Source organism: Serratia sp. CY52157 (assembly GCF_052168495.1).
GTDB lineage: Bacteria > Pseudomonadota > Gammaproteobacteria > Enterobacterales > Enterobacteriaceae > Serratia > Serratia ureilytica.
This window is the reverse complement of record NZ_JBJNMO010000001.1, coordinates 1,725,976-1,745,200: the sequence shown is the minus strand read 5'-3', so window position 1 is coordinate 1,745,200 and position 19,225 is coordinate 1,725,976. Positions and strand designations below refer to the sequence as shown.

Here is a 19,225-nt window from a genome sequence, read left to right as displayed (position 1 = left end):
ACCGAGAAATGTCTATATTATGCCTTCTGAGCGCGCGCGGTGCGAGAAGCGTGAAAATTACCCCTGTCGGGCAACGCGTTGTGCCGCTATACTCGTGTGACAGCAATCGCTGTGCCCCCACGCGATTTCCCCCCTGAGCCTGCCATTTGCACCCGGTGCAACGGCGGGCGTCATATTTTGGCAATACGATCAATGCGATCATAACAATGACAGGCAAAGCAGATCCCATGCGATTGGACAAGTTTTTATCTCAGCAGTTAGGCATCAGCCGTGCGCTGGTCGCGCGCGAACTTCGGGCTAAACGCGTCACCGTAGACGGTGAGGTGGTGAAGAGCGGGGCTGTCAAACTGACCCCGGAGCAAGAAGTTGCGTTCGACGGCAATCCGCTGCAGCAGCAGAATGGCCCGCGCTATTTCATGCTCAACAAACCGCAGGGCTACGTCTGCTCCACCGACGATCCCGATCATCCGACGGTGCTGTACTTCCTCGATGAGCCGGTCGCGTACAAACTGCACGCCGCCGGGCGGCTGGATATCGACACCACCGGGCTGGTGCTGATGACTGACGACGGCCAGTGGTCGCACCGCGTCACCTCGCCGCGCCACCACTGCGAGAAAACCTATCTGGTGACGCTGGAGCACCCGCTGGCGGAAGACACCGCGCAGCGTTTCGCCGCAGGGGTGCAACTGCACAACGAGAAAGATCTGACGCGGCCGGCGACGCTGGAGCAGGTTGACGAGCATGTGGTGCGCCTGACCATCAGCGAAGGGCGCTACCACCAGGTGAAGCGGATGTTCGCTGCGGTGGGCAACCGGGTGATCGAGTTGCACCGTGAGCGCATCGGCGCCATCGTGCTGGATGACGATCTTGCGCCGGGCGAATACCGCCCACTGACTGAAGAAGAGATCGCCAGCGTGGGCGCGCCGCACCTGCAGGACTGATAACCGATCATTGATTGCGGCCGATTAAGGAGTCGTGGAACGTGCAACAGAACCGAACCTCTCATCTCGGTTTGATTTTCATTCTGGGCCTGCTGTCCATGCTGATGCCGCTGGCCATCGACATGTACCTGCCCAGCATGCCGGTGATCGCCGCCCAGTTTGGCGTCGAGTCCGGCAGCGTGCAGATGACGCTCAGCGCCTATATGCTCGGCTTCGCCTTCGGGCAGCTGTTCTATGGGCCGATGTCGGACAGCATCGGCCGCAAACCGGTGATCCTGTGGGGAACGCTGATCTTCGCCATCGCCGGTTGCGCCTGCGCCATGGCGCAGTCGATCGATCAACTGATCGGACTGCGTTTCTTGCACGGCCTGGCCGCCGCCGCCGCCAGCGTGGTGATCAACGCCTTGATGCGCGACATGTTCACCAAGGACGAGTTCTCGCGCATGATGTCGTTCGTCATTCTGGTGATGACCATCGCGCCGCTGCTGGCGCCGATGATCGGCGGGGCGCTGCTGCTGTGGTTCAACTGGCATGCCATCTTCTGGACCATGGGCGCCGCGGCGCTGATCGGTTCACTGCTGGTGGCCTTGTTCATCAAGGAGACGTTGCCGAAAGAGCGGCGACAGCGGTTCCACCTGCGCACTACGCTGGGCAATTTCGGTTCGCTGTTCCGCCACAAGCGGGTGCTGAGCTACATGCTGGCCAGCGCCTTCTCGTTCGCCGGCATGTTCTCGTTCCTCAGCGCCGGGCCGTTCGTCTACATCGAACTGAACCATGTTTCGCCGCAGCACTTCGGTTACTACTTTGCGCTGAATATCGTCTTCCTGTTCCTGACGACGCTGATCAACAGCCGCAACGTGCGGCGGTTCGGCGCGGTCAAGATGTTCAAACTGGGGCTGCTGGTGCAGCTGGCGATGGGGCTGTGGCTGCTGGCGGTGAGCGCCGTCGGGCTGGGCTTCTGGGCGCTGGTGATCGGCGTAGCGGTCTATCTGGGGTGCATCGCGATGATCTCCTCCAACGCCATGGCGGTGATCCTGGATGATTTTCCGCATATGGCGGGCACCGCGTCTTCCCTGGCCGGCACGTTGCGGTTCAGCATCGGCGCGCTGGTGGGCGCGGTGCTGTCGATGGCGCCGGGCAAGAGCGCCTGGCCGATGGTCACCTCGATGGCGCTGTGCAGCATTGTGGCGGTGTTGTTCTATCTGTACGCCAGCCGGCCGCGCGATCGCGCAGCCTGACGTTCCCTGGTTCGGGGCGAAGTTGCCCCGAGCCGTCACAGGGTTGCGCCTTGCCAGTTTGTGGTGCAACCGGCAATGAAAATTTTGTTGCTAAACATATGCCTGCTAATCAATGAGTCATTTACCCTTCTGTGTGCTTTTTGTTAAAAAATACCGTCGCTGAGCTGCCCGATATCCTCCGGTATGCGCGGCGTTTTGCCGGCGGGTCGGTGCGGGCTGTTTGCATTAGGGGTGATGTAAATCAAGGTATTAGCGGAGGAAGGTGCGCTAACGCGACAGGTGAAATGTTTCTTCAATGTAAAAATATGGCGACGAAAAAGTAGTCGCATTGCAAGAAAAAAGAGTTGAGATCGCTGCGGGAAAGGGTTACATATAACGCAAAAATGCGAGCTGAGTCGCAAAATGCCGTGAAATAACACCGCACGGCGCGCCAAAAAATGGCACGGCATCGGCAAGCACGGGGTCAGGTTAATGGCTTGCGGCAAAATTTACATTTAAATAACATTTGTGCGCGGCAGAGTCGGGAGTCAACGGCTATAACTTAGTAACCCTGTCAGGTAAAAGTGTTTCACCTTTTCAAACTAGGGATTTCATGTGGAGAGTATCCAACTTTCGGTAGTGCATCGCTTGCCGCAAAGTTATCGTTGGCTATCCGGTTTCACCGGCGTAAAGGTCGAACCGATTCCGTTTAACGGAATAGACGAGGATAACAACCTGATTGGGCTGAAGCTGCTCAGCCATGAAGGGGCCGAGGCCTGGCAGGTGATGCAACAGCTTAATCTGTCGTTGCAGGAGATTCAGGTCGACTGCGCGATCGTCGAATGGGAAGGGGAACCTTGCCTGTTCGTGCAGCGCAGCGATGAGAGCGCGACGATGTGCCGCCTGAAAAACGTCGGCGCCGCGATCGCCGAACCGCTCAGCGCACAATACCCCTTCTGAATTCGCCTCTAATCCGCCAACTGCAACAGTTGTCGGGTATAGTCGGCTGCGGGCGCCGCGAAAATCGCCCGGCAGTCTCCCTGCTCAACCACTTCTCCCTGTCGCAGCACAATCACCTGGTGGCACAGCGAACGCACCACCTGCAGGTCATGGCTGATGAACAGATAAGCCAGCCGGTGGCGTTGCTGCAGCGATTTCAGCAGCGTCAGGATCTGCGCCTGCACCGATTTATCCAGCGAAGAGGTCGGCTCGTCGAGGATCAGCAACTGCGGCTGCAGGATCAGCGCGCGCGCGATGGCGATGCGCTGGCGCTGGCCGCCGGAAAACTCGGTGGGGTAGCGGTGGCGCAGCTGCGGATCCAGGCCGACCTCCTGCAACACCTCGATCACGCGCTGTTCCCGCTGTTCGGCGTTCAGCCGCTGGTGCACTTCCAGCCCTTCGGCGATGATCTGCTGTACGTTCAGGCGCGGGTTGAGGGCGGAATACGGATCCTGGAAGACGATTTGCATCCGGCTGCGGTAGGGCAGCATTTGTTTCATCGTCAGCGGGTGCAGCGGTTCGCCGTCGAACCAGATGGCCCCTTGCGAGGCCAGCAGACGCAATAGCGCCAGCCCGGTGGTGCTTTTACCCGATCCGGATTCCCCCACCAGCCCCACGCTTTCTCCGGCGCGCAGTTCGAAACTCAATGACTTCAACGCATAGTGATAGTCCACCGTGCGGCGCAGCAGGCCGCGCCGAATGGGGAATCGCACCTGCAGATCTTCCACCTTGAGCAGCGGCCGCTCATCGCCGGGGCGCGCGCTGGCTGCGGCCGGCAGCGGCAGCGGTTCGCCGACGTCCTCGGCGGCCAGCAGTTTCCGTGTGTAGGGATGCTGCGGCCGGCTGAACAGCTGTGCGCGGCCGTTTTGCTCCACGCAACGGCCCTGACGCATCACCGCCACGTTGTCCGCCAGACGGCGCACAATATTCAGGTTATGGGTGATGAACAGCAACCCCATGCCCATTTCTTGTTTCAATTCTTGCAACAGCGTCAGGATCTGCGCCTGGATAGTCACGTCGAGCGCGGTGGTGGGTTCGTCGGCAATCAGCAATTTCGGGCGGGTTAACACCGCCATGGCGATCATCACGCGTTGGCGTTCACCGCCGGAGAGCTGATGCGGATAGTCCTGCAACCGGGTTTTGGCCTGGCGGATGCCGACGCGCTCCAGACAGTCGACGATCTCTGCGCGTGCGGCTTCGCGCCGCAGGCCGCGGTGCAGCATCAGCACTTCCGCCAGTTGCTTCTCAATGGTGTGCAGCGGATTGAGCGACACCATCGGTTCCTGAAAGATCATCGCGATCTGATTGCCGCGCACCTTGCGCAGTTCAGCCTCCGGCGCATGCAACAACGAGTTGCCGTTGAACAGAATATCGCCGCCAGGGTAAACCACCGGCGGCGCGGGCAGCAGTCGCAGTATCGACAGGGCGGTGACGCTTTTGCCGGAGCCGGATTCTCCCACCAGCGCCAGCGTTTCCGCCGGGGCTATTTGCAAAGAAAGTTCGTTGACCACCGGCGTGACGGCGTCGCCCTGGCGGAAGGCGATGCTGAGATCCTGGATGGCGAGCAGAGGTGTAGCCATATCAATGCGCCTTGCTGGGGTCAAAGGCGTCGCGTACCGCTTCGCCGATAAAGATTAATAACGACAGCAGCACTGCCAGCACCAGGAAGGCGGTGATGCCGAGCCACGGCGCCTGCAGATTGTTTTTGCCTTGCAGCAGCAGTTCGCCGAGCGACGGCGAACCGATCGGCAGACCGAAGCCGAGAAAATCGAGCGACGTCAGGGTGGTGATCGAGCCGCAGAGGATAAACGGCAGGAAGGTCAGCGTCGCCACCATGGCGTTGGGCAGCATGTGGCGGGACATGATCACGCGATCCGGCACGCCCATGGCGCGCGCGGCGCGGATATAGTCATAGTTGCGGGTGCGCAGGAACTCGGCGCGCACCACGCCCACCAGGCTCATCCAGCCGAACAGAATAGTGATGCCGAGCAGCCACCAGAAATTGGGCTGGACGATGCTCGACAGCAGAATGATCAGAAACAGCGTCGGCATGCCCGACCACACTTCGATAAAGCGTTGCCCCCACAGATCGAAACGCCCGCCGTAATACCCCTGTGTCGCGCCGACGCACACGCCGATCAGGCTGGAAAACAGCGTCAGCGCCAGGCCGAACAGCATCGAAATGCGAAAACCATACAGCACGCGGGCCAGCACGTCGCCGCCGTTGCTGTCGGTGCCCAGCAGGTTATGGCGCGAAGGCGGGGAGGGGAAGGGCACCTCGGTGGCGAAGTTGATCGTGTCGTAGCTGAAACGGATCGGTGCCCAGATCGCCCAGCCATGCCGGTCGATTTGGCGCTGGACGAACGGATCCTGATAGTCGGCTTCGGTGTTCAGTTCGCCGCCGAACGCGGTTTCGCTGTAGTTGATCATAAACGGCAGGTATAGCCGGCCTTCATAACGCACCAACAGCGGTTTGTCGTTGGCGATAAGATCGGCGGCCAGGCTGAGCGTGAACAGCGCCAGAAAGATCCACAGTGACCAGTAACCGCGGCGGTTGCGGCGAAAACGCGCCCAGCGCGCCTGATTGATTGGGCTAAGGCGGCTCATTGGCGGGCCTCGAAGTCAATGCGCGGATCGACCAGGGTATAGGTGATATCGCTGAGGATGTTCAACAGCAGGCCGATCAGGGTGAAGATATACAACGTGCCGAACATCACCGGGTAGTCGCGCTGCAGCGTGGCGTCGTAACCCAGCAGCCCCAGGCCGTTGAGCGAGAACATCACCTCAATCAGCAGCGAGCCAGTGAAAAACATGCTGATAAAGGTGGCCGGAAAACCGGCGATCACCAGCAGCATGGCGTTGCGGAACACGTGGCGGTACAGGATCTTTTTCTCGTCCAGGCCCTTGGCGCGGGCGGTGGTGACGTACTGTTTGCGGATCTCGTCGAGGAACGAGTTTTTGGTCAGCATGGTCAGGGTGGCGAAACCGCCGATCACCGTCGCCAGCACCGGCAGCGTGATGTGCCACAGATAGTCGGCGATCTTCGCCGGCCACGAGAGGGTATCGAAGTTGCTGGAGACCAGGCCGCGCAGCGGGAACCAGTCGAGATAGCTGCCGCCGGCGAACAGCACGATCAGCAGGATGGCGAACAGGAACGCCGGAATGGCGTAGCCGATAATGATCAGCGTGCTGCTCCAGGTATCGAACGCGCTGCCGTTGTGGACGGCCTTGCGGATGCCGAGCGGGATCGACACCAGATAGATGATCAGCGTGCTCCAAAGGCCCAGCGTGATGGAGACCGGCAGGCTTTGGCCGATCAGTTGCATCACCGAAGCGCCGCGAAACAGGCTGTCGCCGAAGTCAAAACGCATGTAGTTCCACAGCATGGTGAAGTAGCGTTCGTGCAGCGGTTTATCGAAGCCATAACGCTGGGTGATCTCGGCGATCACCTCCGGATCCAGTCCGCGCGAGCCGCGGTATTGCCCTTCGGTCGCGGCCGGGACGCCGGCTCTGGCGTGCCCCAGGCCTTCATTGACCCCGCCGCTGCCGAAACCGCTGCCCTGACCCAGTTCGATGGCGGCGATGGCCTGATCGACCGGGCCGCCGGGGGCGATTTGCACGATAAAAAAGTTGATGGTGATGATCGCCCACAGCGTGGGGATCACCAGCAACAGTCTGCGTATCAGATAGGCTGCCATGCCGACTCCTTATTGCCGTTGAGCCGGCAAGCGCGCCGCCTTGTTGACGTCGTACCACCAGTTGTCGAAGCCGATGGCGTAGGCCGGGCGGATCGGCGGTGTGGAGAACTTGTCCCAATAGGCGTAGCGGTCGTGGTTGGAGTACCACATCGGCAGCATGTAGCGGTTCCAGGTCAACACCCGATCCAACGCGCGGCCGAGCGGCAGCAGCGCTTTTTCGTCGCCCTGATGCTCAGCGATTTGCCTGACCAGGCTGTCGACCGCCGGGTCCTTGACGCCGGGGGTGTTATAGCTGGAGTTGATGTACTCCGAATCCCAAATGATGCGTAAATTGGCGGTGGGGAACGGCATCGCCATGTACACCGTCGGCATCATATCGAAGTCGCGTTCGCGCATGCGGCGCGTATATTGCGAGGCGTCGATCTCGCGGATTGCCATATCGATGCCCAACCGCTGCAGGTTGTGGCGGAACGGCAACACGTACTGGAAGTTGCTGCCGCTCAGCAGCATCAGCTCAAAGGTGAACGGCTGGCCGGTTTTGGCGTTGACCAACTTTTGATTTTTGACCACCCAACCGGCCTCTTTCAACAGTTGGGTCGCCTTCAGCAGATTTTGCCGATCGTTGCCGCTGCCGTCGGAGGCGGGCGGTTGATAGATGCTGGTGAACACCTCAGGCGGCACCTGGCCTTTGAGCGGCGCCAGCAGCGCCAGTTCGGCGGCGTCCGGATAGCCGCGGGCGGCGTAGGCGGTGTTTTGGAAATAGCTGTCGGCGCGTTGATAGGCGTTGTAATACAGCGCCTTGTTCATCCAGTTAAAGTCGAAAGCCAGGGTGATCGCCTCGCGCACGCGCGGGTCGGCAAACAGAGGTTTTTGGATGTTGAACGCCAGCCAGCGGGTGTTTTGCGCCGCCTGGTTGGTCTCGTCCTGTTTGATGATGTAGTTGCGCGCGAAGTTGCCGCCCTGATACTGGGTGGCCCAGCTCTTGGGCGACGGCTCGATGCGGAAATCGTAAGCGCCGGCCTTGAACGCTTCCAGCGCCACTTTATCGTCCAGATAATAATCGTAGCGAATGCTGTCGAAGTTATAGCGGCCGCGGTTCACCGGCAGGTTGGCGGCCCAGTAGTCGCGCACCCGTTGATAGGTGATGTACTGGCCGAGGCGATAATCGCCGATTTTATACGGGCCGCTGGCCAGCGGCGGCGTGTTGAGCGGCTCGTTGAGCTTATGGTTTTGCCAAAAGGCGGCCGGGAGAATAGGCAGGCTGCCGAATAACGACAGCATCGCTTCTTTGTTCGGCTGCGGGAATTCAATGCGCACCGTCAACCGAGAGATGGCTTTGACCGTGACGCCTTTGTAGTAGGAGCGAAACTGCGGCACGCCCTCGGCCATGAATTTGCTGAAGGTGAAGGCCACGTCGGCGGCGGTGATCGGGCTGCCGTCGTGGAAACGCGCGCGGGCGTTGATATCCACTTCCACCCAACGCATGTCGGCCGGGAAGCGCGCCGATTCGGCAATCAGCGGATAAAAGCTGCCGGGTTCGTCGTCGGACGTTGCGAACAGAGTATCGTAGAGTTCGTCGGTACGCGCGCCGGGCACGCCCCGGGTAGCAAAGCGGTTGAAGTTATCGTAGGTGCCGATGGCCGCCAGGCGCACGTCGCCGCCCTTGGGAGCCGCCGGATTGACGTAGTCGAAATGGCTGAAGTCGGCGGCGTATTTCGGTTCACCGAGAAGGGCGAAAGCGTAGCTTTCGTTGAGGGCTTCGGCCTGCGAGGCGAAGCTCAGTGCCGAGAGCACCAGAGCAGCGAAAATGCGCACGGACATCAGACGGTAAGCTCCTGCTGTGGAATAAAGTACAACCGGCGCCCAGCATAACATTCTTCGGGCGGGCGCAGGGTAAAGATGCTTAAAGATTAACTATTTTTTTCCTGATAATCAAAGACCTGATGAGCGTTGCAGTAAGCGACGAAATTAGCGATGCTAAGCGGCTTGCTGAAGTAATAGCCCTGCATGAAGTTAACGCCGCGTTCTTGCAGGAACTGCATCTGCTCGGCGGTTTCCACCCCTTCGGCTACCGTCAGCATTTTCAGCTTTTTCGCCAGCGAAATCACCGCATCCAGCACCGGTGCGGTGACGGTGTCCTGGCCGATGGTGTTGACGAAGCCGCGATCGATCTTCAGGTAATCCATGGTGAAACGCTCAAGATAGATCAACGCGCTGTGGCCGGTGCCAAAATCGTCCACCGCGATCTCGATGCCCTGTTTATGCAGCCAGTCGAACTCCGCCAGCGCGCTCTCTTCTTCCACCATGCCGCGTTCGGTGATTTCAAACACCAGCGTAAAGTAATCGCCCGGCAGCTGCGCCAACAGTTCATACACGTCCTGATGGAATGACGGCGCGCTAAGGTGGGCGGGGGAAATATTGAGGCCGACCTTGCCTCCCCGCGGCAGCGCCTTGGCGAGCTGCGGCGCATCTTCGGCAATCAGCCTGAACAGATGGCGGGTGAGCGGCACGATCAGCCCGTTGCTTTCGGCGTACGGGATAAAGACATCCGGGGGAATGCGGCCCTCGATAGGATGCTGCCAGCGGATCAACGCTTCCAGCCCGCCGATGCTGTTGCTGCCGGTATGGAACACCGGCTGATATTCGATGAAGAACTCGTTGCGCTTAATGCCGCGCAGCAGCGCGCGCTCCGGGCTTTGCCGCAACAGCAGCATGTAGTAGCAGAGCACGCCGATCATCAGCGACAGCACCAGGCTGCCCAGCAGCGTCAGGCGAATATCGTTGGGCGTCAGTTTCTCGTTGTAGAACAGGATGCTCAGCGGCAGATTGGGCAGCGTCAGGGTGTCCGCCTTGTCTTGCGGCAACTGCGCGATCGGCATCAGGTTCGGGCTGAAGGTGGTCAGCGCGCGGTTGCCCATCACGATGGCGATGCCCGGCGCCTGCTCGTCATGCGAAGTGAACAGCAGGTAGGGCATCAAATTGATGTCCAGCGTGGCGAGGATGCCGGTCGCCGATGCGCCAGGATGCCGCAGCCAAACCGCGACCGCCGGCTTGTCCGGCACGATCGGCGTGCCCTGCTGCAGCTTCAGATCCAAAGGCAGGTGGGTATCGATGTCCTGATACAGGTTTTTCATCGGCAGCATCATGTCGCCGGTGGCGGAGGAGCAGTAGGCGTAACCGTCTTTCACCAGCAGGAAGGTGCGTACGCCGCTGGTAAAGGCCGCCTGATAGGTGATGTCCGACTGGCTTGAGAGACAGGGTTTGTCCAGCAGCGGCATCATTTTTTGCATGACATCCGTCAGGTGCGAGATATAACCCAGCGCGAATTTTTGCGTACGCGCTTCAACCTTGTGTTGATATTGCGTGCGCTGGTGGTTGATCAAAGAAAGTGTGACCGCGGTGAATAGCGTAAAAAATAGCAGGGCGGCGACGACGCTTTTGGCCAGACTGCGCTGTCGGTGCGACACGCTGCGAGAGAACGCCCTTTTCAAGCCCATAACCGAGACCTCTGCAACGGGGCGTCAGGCGTGTCGCGCAGCCATTTAATGGATTGTGCCAACGGCTTTTTTTTCATTTTTTGCCTTTTATCCCGTACCCAACCGGCGACGCGTTTAAATACAAGGCGTCGCCGACAGAAATATAATGCACCTATTAAGCGGAAACGTTTTAAATAACGCCGGGCGCGCCGTTGCCGTCATCTGACGATAATAGGCGAGTTTTTCCTCGTCGGCGCGATTTCCGGCCGGCAGTTTATCAAAATAATGGTGTGAGGTGACGATAAGGCCTGGTTCAGCCCCGGTGGCTCGTTCGACAGCCAAAAAAAACGCCGCCCGTAGGCGGCGTTTATCGCTCGTTTGGTATTCAGGATCTTCAGGGCGTTGCGCCGTCAGCCGTTGGTCAACACTCGGCGCGCTTCTCGATAACGTTTATTCCAATAGTTATCGGTCAGCTTGGAAATCATGACGCCACTGCTGGTAGAAGCGTGAACGAACTGATCATTGCCTAAATAGATGCCGACATGGCGCCCGGTAGAACCGGCGCGGAACAGCACCAAATCGCCGGCGCGCAGTTTGGTGCGCTGGATTTTCTTACCGAGATCTTCCTGTTCGTAGGTAGAACGCGGTAAATCCATGCCGAACTGTTCGCGGAAGGTGCGCTGTACAAACGCCGAGCAATCGATGCCGCGCTTGGTGTCACCGCCTAAACGGTAGCGAACGCCTTTCCAGTCCGCGTACTGATCCATAATCTTTGACTTGACGTCAACGTTGCGGACCATCGCTTCGAATTCATCCTGAGAGGCTTGCAGTAAAAGACCGTCTTTGTCATTAACTGCACGCATCTCAGTTTGTGCGTTACTCAAGTTCGAAGTGTGAGTCGAGCTGCACGCTGACAGCATAACCGCAGCGGCAATTGCAGGGACTACCCGCAAAAAATATCTCAGAAACGGTTGAGATTTGACCATTGTTGTTGTTTTCCCTTGAAGTCCTTAACGACGAAAGTCGCTACCTGAAAAATGCCAAACGAAACGAGCCTAGTCCGCACCTGTTGCATCGACAATCAGTTACCGTTGAAAACGTGCGGGAACGCACATTTTTATCGGATTCCGTACTGATTCGACTTAAACCAGGCACAAACGCATCTGAGATTACCGGAACAAATAGGGGATTGCGAGTCTTTTTCCGGTCTTTTTTATATGAATTTGTGATGTAACATAATGTAAATCTTCATATAAAAAACGCCAATTGTCCGATGTATGAATCTGGCGTGAAATCAGGTTGCAAAAGCGTTAACGGGGGGCGGAGAAATTTTGCGCATCGCGAGGGGATAAAACGCGGGAGGCGGGCGCCTCCCGGAATGACTCATAGACGTAAGTTATGGTTGGCCGGGGCGGTGCTTGCCGGGCAACAGGCGATTCAACCGTTCGATAATCCAGTCGCTGCAAGGCGTCATCAGCACCCAACTGGCGCCAACCAAGACCACGGACAGCGAGCCTACGGCGATATCGGTAAACCAGTGGGCGCCAATCATCACGCGTGGCAATGAAAAGATCAGCGTAATCAGCAGGGCGACGGCGAAGGCGCCGCGGCCGAAATAGCGCAGCATAAAGCAGGAAAAAATAATCAGCATCATGCCGTGGTCGCCGGGGAAGCTGTCGCCGGAGGCGTCCTTGGTGGGGATGCCGGTCAATGCGCTGACGCGATTGATATTGTCGAAGGTCAGGGTGGGGCTCGGATGCTTCACCGGCAGCAGGTGGCCAAGCTGATTCAGCACCACGGCGGTCAGCAGCATCACCACGCCGGTGATCACCAGACGGCGGCGGCCGGCGGCGTCCTGCTTCAGGTAGAAGTACAAATACAGCAGGCCCATGGCGAGCAGCGAAATCACATCGAACGCGCGGTTGTTGGTGATGGCGACCAGGTGCAAAAATGCCGGGTCGGTAGCCAGATGGCGGTTAAAGAAGAAGAAGATCGCCGAATCCAGGGTAAACCAGCCGCCGTGATTAGCCGGCAGGAACCAGGACAGAAACAGCGCAACGCCCAGTAAGTTGAAGAAGAGAATGAAGGGTAAATTGCGGCGTGTCATGACATAAACCTGTTGGAAAAATGAAAACGAAACAAAACCGGCCGCCCTGCGGCAACCGGGGGGGCAACGGTACGGGGTTTAACTTAAACGAATCTTAAACAAGGCGGATTGCAGGGCGTTCCAGTCGGCATTTTCGCTGTGGATCAGTTCAACCCGGCTGTCGAGCGGCGCGTTCGGGCGGGTTTCGATGTTGAGATCCTGGCCCTGGCGATTGATCAGCAACGTGCCTTCGGGGATGCGCACCACGCCTTTGGCACGTTCGACCGGCGCCAGCCGCACCCATTCCATAAAGCCGACGGTGTCGAACCGGGTGTCGGCGTCAAAAATCCAGCCGCAGCTGGTGAAGCCTTGCCCTTCGTTCAGCGCTCGCCGCCAACGCGCGTTCTCCGGCAGCCGCAACGCCGCCAGTCCTTGCGTTTTCGCCTGACCATGATGATGTCGTGCGTCCGGCAATTCTGTACGATTTGTGCGAGGAAGTGACAACAACGCGACATCCGCCTCGCCTTGCGCGATGGCGTAGCAGGGCCGCTGCAGCGGATCTTGCGCCGTCCAGGCTTCCAGCGCCCGTCTGTCTTCCGGCCGATAGGTATCGCTTTTGCTCGCCAGGATAACGTCGGCCGCGGCCAGCTGATCGCGGAAGTTTTCGTTGTCGCGGTAGCGGGGCTGACTGAGTTGACGGGCATCCAGCAGGCACAGCGTGGCCTGCAGATCGATCCAGCCGGCATAGCTCTCCTGGGTCAGCAGCGACAGGATTTGCTTCGGATGCCCGAGCCCGGTCGGCTCGATCAGCAGACGGTCCGGTTTGGTCTGCTGCAACAGCATATTCAGACCCACCTGCATCGGCAGGCCGTTGACGCAGCACATGCAGCCGCCGGGGATCTCTTTGAGCACCGCACCGCTGTCCGCCAGCAGCGCGCCGTCGATACCGATCTCGCCGAATTCGTTGACCAGTACCGCCCAGCGTTCATGCTCGGGCTTATGGGCCAGCAAATGGCGGATGGCGGTGGTTTTACCGCTGCCGAGGAAGCCGGTAATCAGATTGGTTTTAGTCATTAATCATTCCTGGGTGCAAAAATCAACCCGCCTAATAAATGAGCGATTCTGCGCGGTCGCGGCGGCGAGCGCGATTTAATTTGTGCTCTACCTCGCAAATTTTGCACGCCCCCCTGCGCTTTTCAACCGGCAAAATCCACTTTTTTTGGCAAGAAAATTCTTAGATAAAACCCTGTATTAGATACGGTTAACTTTTGTTAGTAGCTTGTTTTTACATTGTTAATGACGCGATTAACGATCAAATCTCGTCCCTTTCCTTGCGATTATTCCGAACAAGATCCTCTATGGTTAAATTGGCTTAACTAAAAATGAGGTTGCCATGAATACCTTTCGGTTATTTTTGATCGTAGGAATGTTGTTTTCATGGACGGCAGTGAGTCAGGCAGGAGTGGCCGGCGGGGTAATTCGCTTCGTCGGCTCTATCGTTGAAAGTCCTTGCACGGTCAAGATTGCAGATTCTAAGGCGAATACGCAATGTTACCGCAACGGCCAGCATTATCAGGCCCAGCAAGCGTTGTCAGGTTTTGATACTACACGCAAAGAACTTCCGCTGAATCTTGGCACAACCGAAATGAAGTGGGTAGACCAACAGAAGAAACTTGCTGTTATGACGGTCGTTTATCGTTAAGTCGTTCCGCCATGCCGGCGTAACGTTACGCCGGCATGGTTATTCTCAGCCTGCAGGCACTTCACCGCTTCACCCACTCCTTCACCGTTTCACGCGCACCGCGATCGCGCAGTGACAAATAGGCTTGCGTCACCGCCTCGATAAACGCGGCATGCGTCGCCAGCTGTTCGCCAAACACCGATTTCAGCGCCAGGAGCGCCGTTACGCGCCGCCGATCGTCCGGAGTGGCGGCGATCGTCTGTTGCAGGACATCTGCCAGCGGATCGCGAATGTCGATGGGTTGGCCGGCGTCATCGACACCGCCGACGTACCGCATCCAGCCCGCCACGCCCAGCGCCAGCCCGCTATAGTCGCCGCCGTACCGCAGATGCCAGCGCACGGCGTCCAGCAGGCGCTGCGGCAGCTTTTGCGTGCCGTCCATGGCGATCTGCCAGGTGAGGTGTTGCAGCGCCGGATTGCTGAAACGCGCGATAAGCTGCGCGGCGTAGTCGGGCAGACTGATGCCGGTGACGCTCAGGGTCGGGGCCTGCTCGCACAGCATCAGCCGCTGTGCGGCGCGGCGGTAGTGCTCGTCCGCCATGCACTCGTTGATATAGCGGTAGCCGCCCAGGTAACCGAGATATGCCAGGAACGAGTGGCTGCCGTTCAGCATGCGCAGCTTCATATGCTCAAACGGCAGCACATCGCGGACCAACTGGGCGCCGGCCAGCTCCCACGCCGGGCGTCCGGCGGCGAAATTGTCTTCCACGACCCATTGAATGAAGGGCTCGCAGGCGATGGCGCATTCGTCACGCACGCCGCCCAGCGCGGCGGCGATCTCATCCAGCGTGGCCGGCGTGGCGGCCGGCACGATGCGATCGACCATGGTGCAGGGGAAGGTGGCGGCGGAGGCGATCCAGTCGGCGAGCGACGGATCCCGCGCCTGCGCCAAATCGAGCACCGCCCGGCGCAGCACGTGGCCGTTCTCCGGAATATTGTCGCAGGAGAGCAGGGTGAAGGCGGGCAGCTCGCGTTCACGCCGCAGCCGCAGCGCCTCCACCAAAATGCCGGGCGCGGTCTGCGGCTGATGCGGCGCCGCCAGATCGGCGACGATCCCCGGATGCCGCCGATCCAGCCGCCCGCTGCCGGGTTCGATGCAGTAGCCCTTTTCGGTAATGGTCATCGAGACGATCGCCACCTGCGGCTCGGCCAGCTTCTCCAACACCGCGGCGATGCCCTCCAGCTTGCGGTGCACGCTCTCATGCACTGCGCCGATCACCAGGGCCTGATGGCCGTCCGCGCCTTTCTCCAGCACGCTGTATAAATGATCCTGTTGCCGCAGCGCCTGAAACAGCGGCACGCCGCCGGACAGGCTGATCTCGCAAATGCCCCAGTCGCCGCCCTGGGCGTTCAACACCCGATCGGTCAGCAGCGCCTGATGCGCACGGTGGAACGCGCCGAAACCCAGGTGCACGATGCGGCTGCGCAGGGCCCGGCGATCATAATTCGGTTGCCGGACGGCGCCCGGCAGCGGGGTGTTGGCGATCGTATTCATCTCATCTCCAAAGCGAGTAGACAGCTGGCGGGCCACTTGCGTCAAGTTAGCGGACCAGTTTGCCGACGCATGGGCAGCGTGGCCCGGCGATAAAAAACTGCCACCAGTCTAAAGTTGTCGGCAGGTTAAGGGAATTGGTCAGGCCAAAATAAGCCAGAATCGTGAAGCGGATCAACCAATGAACGGTTCAATTTTGACAGCGCGCGGTGAAAGAGTAAGTTAAAGCTAGCTGACATCTAAATTAAACTGGTATAACAACATCGCGATGCGAGACAGGCATAAGGACACAACATGGAACAAACATGGCGTTGGTATGGCCCGAACGATCCGGTCTCTTTGGATGACGTGCGTCAAGCTGGGGCGACCGGGGTGGTCACGGCGCTGCACCATATTGCGAACGGCGAAGTCTGGCCGATCGACGAGATCCGCGCGCGGCAGGCGCTGCTGGCGGAAAAAGGGCTGGTGTGGTCGGTGGTAGAGAGCGTGCCGGTACATGAAGAGATCAAAACCCACAGCGGCGATTGGCGGCGGCATATCGCCAACTATCAACAGACGCTGCGCAACCTCGCGGCCTGCGGCATCGACACCGTCTGCTACAACTTCATGCCGATCCTCGACTGGACGCGCACCGATCTGGCCTATTCGCTGCCGGACGGCGCCAAAGCGCTGCGTTTCGATCAAATCGCCTTCGCCGCGTTCGAGCTGCATATCCTGCAACGCGCCGGCGCCGAGGCGGACTATACGGCGCAAGAGCGTAGTCAGGCGGCGGCCTATTTCGCCGCCATGAGCGAGGAGGAGAAAGCCACGCTGACGGGCAATATCATCGCCGGGCTGCCGGGGGCGGAAGAAGGCTATACGTTGGAGCAGTTCCGCCGCCGCCTGACGGAATACGACGGCATCGACAAGGCGCAACTGCGCGAAAACATGGCGGTCTTTCTGCGCGCCATCGTGCCGGTGGCGGAAGAGGCCGGCATCCGGCTGGCGGTGCATCCCGACGATCCGCCGCGGCCGATCCTCGGCCTGCCGCGCATCGTCTCCACGATCGAAGACATGCAGTGGCTGAAGCAGACCGTCGACAGTATTCATAACGGCTTCACCCTATGCACCGGTTCCTACGGCGTGCGCGCCGACAACGATCTGGTGCGGATGATTGAAACCTTCGGCGATCGCATTCACTTTACCCACTTACGCGCCACCTGCCGCGAGGAAAACCCGAAAAGCTTCCACGAGGGGGCGCATCTGCAGGGCGATGTGGACATGGTGGCGGTGATCGAAGCGATCCTGACCGAAGAACGGCGTCGGCAGCGGGCGGGCGATCGGCGGCCGATCCCGATGCGCCCCGATCATGGGCATCAGATGCTGGACGATTTGAAAAAGAAAACCAATCCGGGCTATTCGGCCATCGGGCGGTTGAAAGGGCTGGCGGAGCTGCGCGGCGTCGAGCTGGCGCTCAAGCGGCGCTTTTTCCCGGAATTGCCGTAGCGGAAAATGAAACGGGGCCGAGTATCGGCCCCGCTGGCGCGACTAGTCGGCGCGGCTCATGTAGCGGCGTTCGGCGATATGAATGCGGATCTTGTCGCCGGCGCTGAGGTATTCCGGCACATGGATCACCAGACCGGTCGCCATGGTGGCCGGCTTGTTGCGGGCGCTGGCGGAAGCGCCTTTGATGCCCGGCGCGGTCTCGACGATTTCCATATCCACGGTCTGCGGCAGCTCCAGCGCCAGCACCTGGCCGTCCAATGTCAGCACCTGCATGCCCGGCAGGCCGCCTTCCGGAATGAACAGCAGTTCGTCTTCGATCTGGTCTTTCTTGAAGATGTACGGCGTGTAATCTTCGTCATCCATAAACACGTATTCTTCGCCGTCGATATAGGAGAAGTTCACCTTGCGGCGCGACAGGGAAATGGTGTCCAGGATATCGTCGCCCTTGAAGCGTTCTTCTACTTTCAGGCCGGTGCGCACGTCGGAGAAGCGCATTTTGTACAGGGTGCTGGCGCCGCGGGCGCTCGGGCTCTGCACGTCGATATCTTTTACCAGCAGCAGCTTGCCGTTGTAGCTGATCGCCATGCCGCGTTTAATTTCGTTAGCTCTTGCCATTTCAATTCATCCGCAATGAAGAGTATTAGAGAAGTTGCGACAAGGTACTCGCGCCGCCGATTTCAGGCAATAGCCCGGCGCAAAAACAGTGCGGGAAAGGGAGGGCGGCAGCCCTCCCGTCGGGGATTACCGGAAGACCGGCAGCAGGTCGAACAGCGACAGAATATGCGCGGCGGCGTTGATCAGTCCAAACAGGATGACGAACAGGATCACGCCGTTGCCGCCCGGTGCGCGATAACCGGCCTGCGGATAGCGGCGGCGGCTGGCGCGCGCCATCAGCGCCGGCACGATCACCGCCCAGATGGTGGCCGCCAGCCCGGCGAAGCCGATGGCGTACAGGAAACCGTTCGGGAACAGCAGCGCGGCCAGGGTCGGCGGCACAAAGGTCACCAGCGCGGTCTTGCTGCGCCCGACGGCGTCGTCCTTGAATTTGCAGAAGTCCGCCAGGTAGTCGAACAGGCCCAGCGACACGCCGAGGAACGAGCTGGCCAGCGCCATATAGGAGAAAGCGTTCAGCAGTTGGCTGACGGTCTGGCTGCTGGAGACGTTGCCCATTTGCTTGAGCAGGCTGCCGATATTGCCGCCCTCGGCGATCACCTGCTTAAAGGCGTCGCGCGCGATATTGCCCTGAATCACATACTGCCACAGGATGTAGATAGCCAATGCCAACAGGGTGCCGTACACCAGGCTGCGCACCACGGAGCCGCTGTCCTTGTGGTAGTACTTCACCAGCCCGGGAATGTTGCCGTGGTAGCCGAACGAGGTCAGCAGGTAAGGCAACGCCGCCAGGGCATAAGGCAGATAGCTGGCCTGGTCATCGCCGGTATTGAACAGCACCGCAGGCTGCACGTGGGTGAACATGTCGCCCACCGACATCACGAAGGTGATCACCATGCCGCCGATCAGAATGGTGCTCAGGCGGTCGACCGCGCGGGTGGAGAGCCAGACGATAAACGCCACGACCAGCGCGAACACCAGGCCGGCGGTGGTCTGGCCGACGCCGACGATGCCCTCCAGCGTGTGCGCGATGATCGAACCGCCCGCGGAGATATAGGCGTAGGTCAGGATGTACAGCACGAACGCCACCGACAGGCCGTTCACGGCGTTCCAGCCTTTGCCCAGCAGATCCTTGACCATGGTGTTGAAGCTGGCGCCGCTCGGGTAGTGCAGCGTGGCTTCAAGGATCATCAGGCCGGAAAGCAACATGCAGGCCCAGGTATACACCAGCAGCGCGACGGAGCCGCTGAACCAGACACCGGAAGTGACGATCGGAATGGAAAACATGCCGGCGCCTACGGCGGTACCGGCAATGATCATCGCGCCGCCGAGAACGGAAGGGCGGGCCAGCTTCTGGATGGTGTCCGTAGACATGTGCGCTCCTGATGGAAGAGGTTCTTTTGTACTAGCTCAATGGTACATGGGTGCATGGCGCATGTAAAGCGTGGGAATTGCACGCTTCACGCGTTTTTGTCTTT

The 19,225-nt window shown here is 59.5% G+C and carries 16 protein-coding genes; 5 read left to right on the top strand and 11 right to left on the bottom strand.

The features are described 5' to 3' along the window. Window positions 1–227: 227 nt before the first annotated feature. The 3 genes from rsuA (at window position 228) to ACJ8IP_RS08250 (ending at window position 3,118) form a co-directional block, all read left to right on the top strand. Window positions 228–941 (top strand): 16S rRNA pseudouridine(516) synthase RsuA, encoded by a 714-nt coding sequence (gene rsuA, locus ACJ8IP_RS08260; protein WP_033652527.1) that lies wholly within the window; start codon window positions 228–230, stop codon window positions 939–941. Window positions 942–982: 41 nt separating this feature from the next. Continuing rightward, a complete protein-coding gene (locus ACJ8IP_RS08255; protein WP_033643821.1) occupies window positions 983–2,179 on the top strand; it encodes a Bcr/CflA family multidrug efflux MFS transporter in 1,197 nt (398 codons plus the stop codon). Between the two features lie 594 nt (window positions 2,180–2,773). Continuing rightward, window positions 2,774–3,118, top strand: a complete 345-nt coding sequence (locus ACJ8IP_RS08250) for a YejG family protein (protein WP_004935763.1) — start codon at window positions 2,774–2,776, stop codon at window positions 3,116–3,118. A gap of 8 nt (window positions 3,119–3,126) precedes the next feature. Here the strand turns inward: ACJ8IP_RS08250 and yejF are convergent, their stop codons facing one another. The 8 genes from yejF to ACJ8IP_RS08210 form a co-directional block, all read right to left on the bottom strand. Then, the gene (gene yejF, locus ACJ8IP_RS08245; RefSeq protein ID WP_164107141.1) at window positions 3,127–4,737 is read right to left on the bottom strand and encodes a microcin C ABC transporter ATP-binding protein YejF; all 1,611 of its coding nucleotides are present in this window, start codon (window positions 4,735–4,737) and stop codon (window positions 3,127–3,129) included. Window position 4,738: 1 nt separating this feature from the next. Next, complete coding sequence (locus tag ACJ8IP_RS08240; protein ID WP_042785062.1) at window positions 4,739–5,764, bottom strand: ABC transporter permease; 1,026 nt, start codon at window positions 5,762–5,764, stop codon at window positions 4,739–4,741. Then, entirely contained in the window at window positions 5,761–6,855 is a 1,095-nt protein-coding gene (locus ACJ8IP_RS08235; protein ID WP_033643818.1) for a microcin C ABC transporter permease YejB, read from the bottom strand. The genes ACJ8IP_RS08240 and ACJ8IP_RS08235 overlap by 4 nt, the downstream gene beginning before the upstream one ends. A gap of 9 nt (window positions 6,856–6,864) precedes the next feature. Beyond that, on the bottom strand, window positions 6,865–8,676 hold the full coding sequence (locus tag ACJ8IP_RS08230; protein ID WP_164107140.1) for an extracellular solute-binding protein: 1,812 nt from the start codon (window positions 8,674–8,676) through the stop codon (window positions 6,865–6,867). 89 nt (window positions 8,677–8,765) lie between these two features. Then, window positions 8,766–10,352: a cyclic di-GMP phosphodiesterase gene (locus ACJ8IP_RS08225; RefSeq protein ID WP_033652531.1), complete on the bottom strand. Its 1,587-nt coding sequence runs from the start codon at window positions 10,350–10,352 to the stop codon at window positions 8,766–8,768. 389 nt (window positions 10,353–10,741) lie between these two features. Beyond that, window positions 10,742–11,317, bottom strand: coding sequence for a bifunctional murein DD-endopeptidase/murein LD-carboxypeptidase (mepS, locus tag ACJ8IP_RS08220; protein WP_033643815.1), 576 nt, complete (start codon window positions 11,315–11,317; stop codon window positions 10,742–10,744). A gap of 410 nt (window positions 11,318–11,727) precedes the next feature. Further along, the gene (locus ACJ8IP_RS08215; RefSeq protein ID WP_033643814.1) at window positions 11,728–12,438 is read right to left on the bottom strand and encodes a phosphatase PAP2 family protein; all 711 of its coding nucleotides are present in this window, start codon (window positions 12,436–12,438) and stop codon (window positions 11,728–11,730) included. 78 nt (window positions 12,439–12,516) lie between these two features. Beyond that, window positions 12,517–13,491 (bottom strand): CobW family GTP-binding protein, encoded by a 975-nt coding sequence (locus ACJ8IP_RS08210; protein ID WP_164107139.1) that lies wholly within the window; start codon window positions 13,489–13,491, stop codon window positions 12,517–12,519. Window positions 13,492–13,810: 319 nt separating this feature from the next. Between ACJ8IP_RS08210 and ACJ8IP_RS08205 the strand changes: the two genes are divergently transcribed. Beyond that, window positions 13,811–14,119, top strand: coding sequence for a type 1 fimbrial protein (locus ACJ8IP_RS08205; protein WP_004935734.1), 309 nt, complete (start codon window positions 13,811–13,813; stop codon window positions 14,117–14,119). Between the two features lie 61 nt (window positions 14,120–14,180). Here ACJ8IP_RS08205 and ACJ8IP_RS08200 read toward each other — a convergent pair whose 3' ends face one another. Further along, window positions 14,181–15,653: a mannitol dehydrogenase family protein gene (locus tag ACJ8IP_RS08200; protein ID WP_047574310.1), complete on the bottom strand. Its 1,473-nt coding sequence runs from the start codon at window positions 15,651–15,653 to the stop codon at window positions 14,181–14,183. 291 nt (window positions 15,654–15,944) lie between these two features. Here ACJ8IP_RS08200 and uxuA point away from each other — a divergent pair, with 291 nt between their 5' ends. Further along, the gene (gene uxuA / locus ACJ8IP_RS08195) at window positions 15,945–17,135 is read left to right on the top strand and encodes a mannonate dehydratase (protein ID WP_164107138.1); all 1,191 of its coding nucleotides are present in this window, start codon (window positions 15,945–15,947) and stop codon (window positions 17,133–17,135) included. A gap of 42 nt (window positions 17,136–17,177) precedes the next feature. Here the strand turns inward: uxuA and yeiP are convergent, their stop codons facing one another. Together yeiP and mtr are read right to left on the bottom strand one after the other, a co-directional pair. After that, a complete protein-coding gene (gene yeiP / locus ACJ8IP_RS08190) occupies window positions 17,178–17,750 on the bottom strand; it encodes an elongation factor P-like protein YeiP (RefSeq protein WP_004935725.1) in 573 nt (190 codons plus the stop codon). A gap of 126 nt (window positions 17,751–17,876) precedes the next feature. Beyond that, window positions 17,877–19,121 (bottom strand): tryptophan permease, encoded by a 1,245-nt coding sequence (gene mtr / locus ACJ8IP_RS08185; RefSeq protein WP_164107137.1) that lies wholly within the window; start codon window positions 19,119–19,121, stop codon window positions 17,877–17,879. Window positions 19,122–19,225: the final 104 nt, after the last annotated feature.

What these genes read in the sequence shown, in the direction of transcription:
- mtr (WP_164107137.1), bottom strand. Translation starts at nt 19,121, where the DNA reads ATGTCTACGGACACCATCCAGAAGCTGGCCCGCCCTTCCGTTCTCGGC.
- ACJ8IP_RS08225 (WP_033652531.1), bottom strand. Translation starts at nt 10,352, where the DNA reads ATGGGCTTGAAAAGGGCGTTCTCTCGCAGCGTGTCGCACCGACAGCGC.
- ACJ8IP_RS08200 (WP_047574310.1), bottom strand. Translation starts at nt 15,653, where the DNA reads ATGAATACGATCGCCAACACCCCGCTGCCGGGCGCCGTCCGGCAACCG.
- rsuA (WP_033652527.1), top strand. Translation starts at nt 228, where the DNA reads ATGCGATTGGACAAGTTTTTATCTCAGCAGTTAGGCATCAGCCGTGCG.
- yejF (WP_164107141.1), bottom strand. Translation starts at nt 4,737, where the DNA reads ATGGCTACACCTCTGCTCGCCATCCAGGATCTCAGCATCGCCTTCCGC.
- uxuA (WP_164107138.1), top strand. Translation starts at nt 15,945, where the DNA reads ATGGAACAAACATGGCGTTGGTATGGCCCGAACGATCCGGTCTCTTTG.
- yeiP (WP_004935725.1), bottom strand. Translation starts at nt 17,750, where the DNA reads ATGGCAAGAGCTAACGAAATTAAACGCGGCATGGCGATCAGCTACAAC.
- ACJ8IP_RS08215 (WP_033643814.1), bottom strand. Translation starts at nt 12,438, where the DNA reads ATGACACGCCGCAATTTACCCTTCATTCTCTTCTTCAACTTACTGGGC.
- mepS (WP_033643815.1), bottom strand. Translation starts at nt 11,317, where the DNA reads ATGGTCAAATCTCAACCGTTTCTGAGATATTTTTTGCGGGTAGTCCCT.
- ACJ8IP_RS08205 (WP_004935734.1), top strand. Translation starts at nt 13,811, where the DNA reads ATGAATACCTTTCGGTTATTTTTGATCGTAGGAATGTTGTTTTCATGG.
- ACJ8IP_RS08235 (WP_033643818.1), bottom strand. Translation starts at nt 6,855, where the DNA reads ATGGCAGCCTATCTGATACGCAGACTGTTGCTGGTGATCCCCACGCTG.
- ACJ8IP_RS08210 (WP_164107139.1), bottom strand. Translation starts at nt 13,491, where the DNA reads ATGACTAAAACCAATCTGATTACCGGCTTCCTCGGCAGCGGTAAAACC.
- ACJ8IP_RS08230 (WP_164107140.1), bottom strand. Translation starts at nt 8,676, where the DNA reads ATGTCCGTGCGCATTTTCGCTGCTCTGGTGCTCTCGGCACTGAGCTTC.
- ACJ8IP_RS08240 (WP_042785062.1), bottom strand. Translation starts at nt 5,764, where the DNA reads ATGAGCCGCCTTAGCCCAATCAATCAGGCGCGCTGGGCGCGTTTTCGC.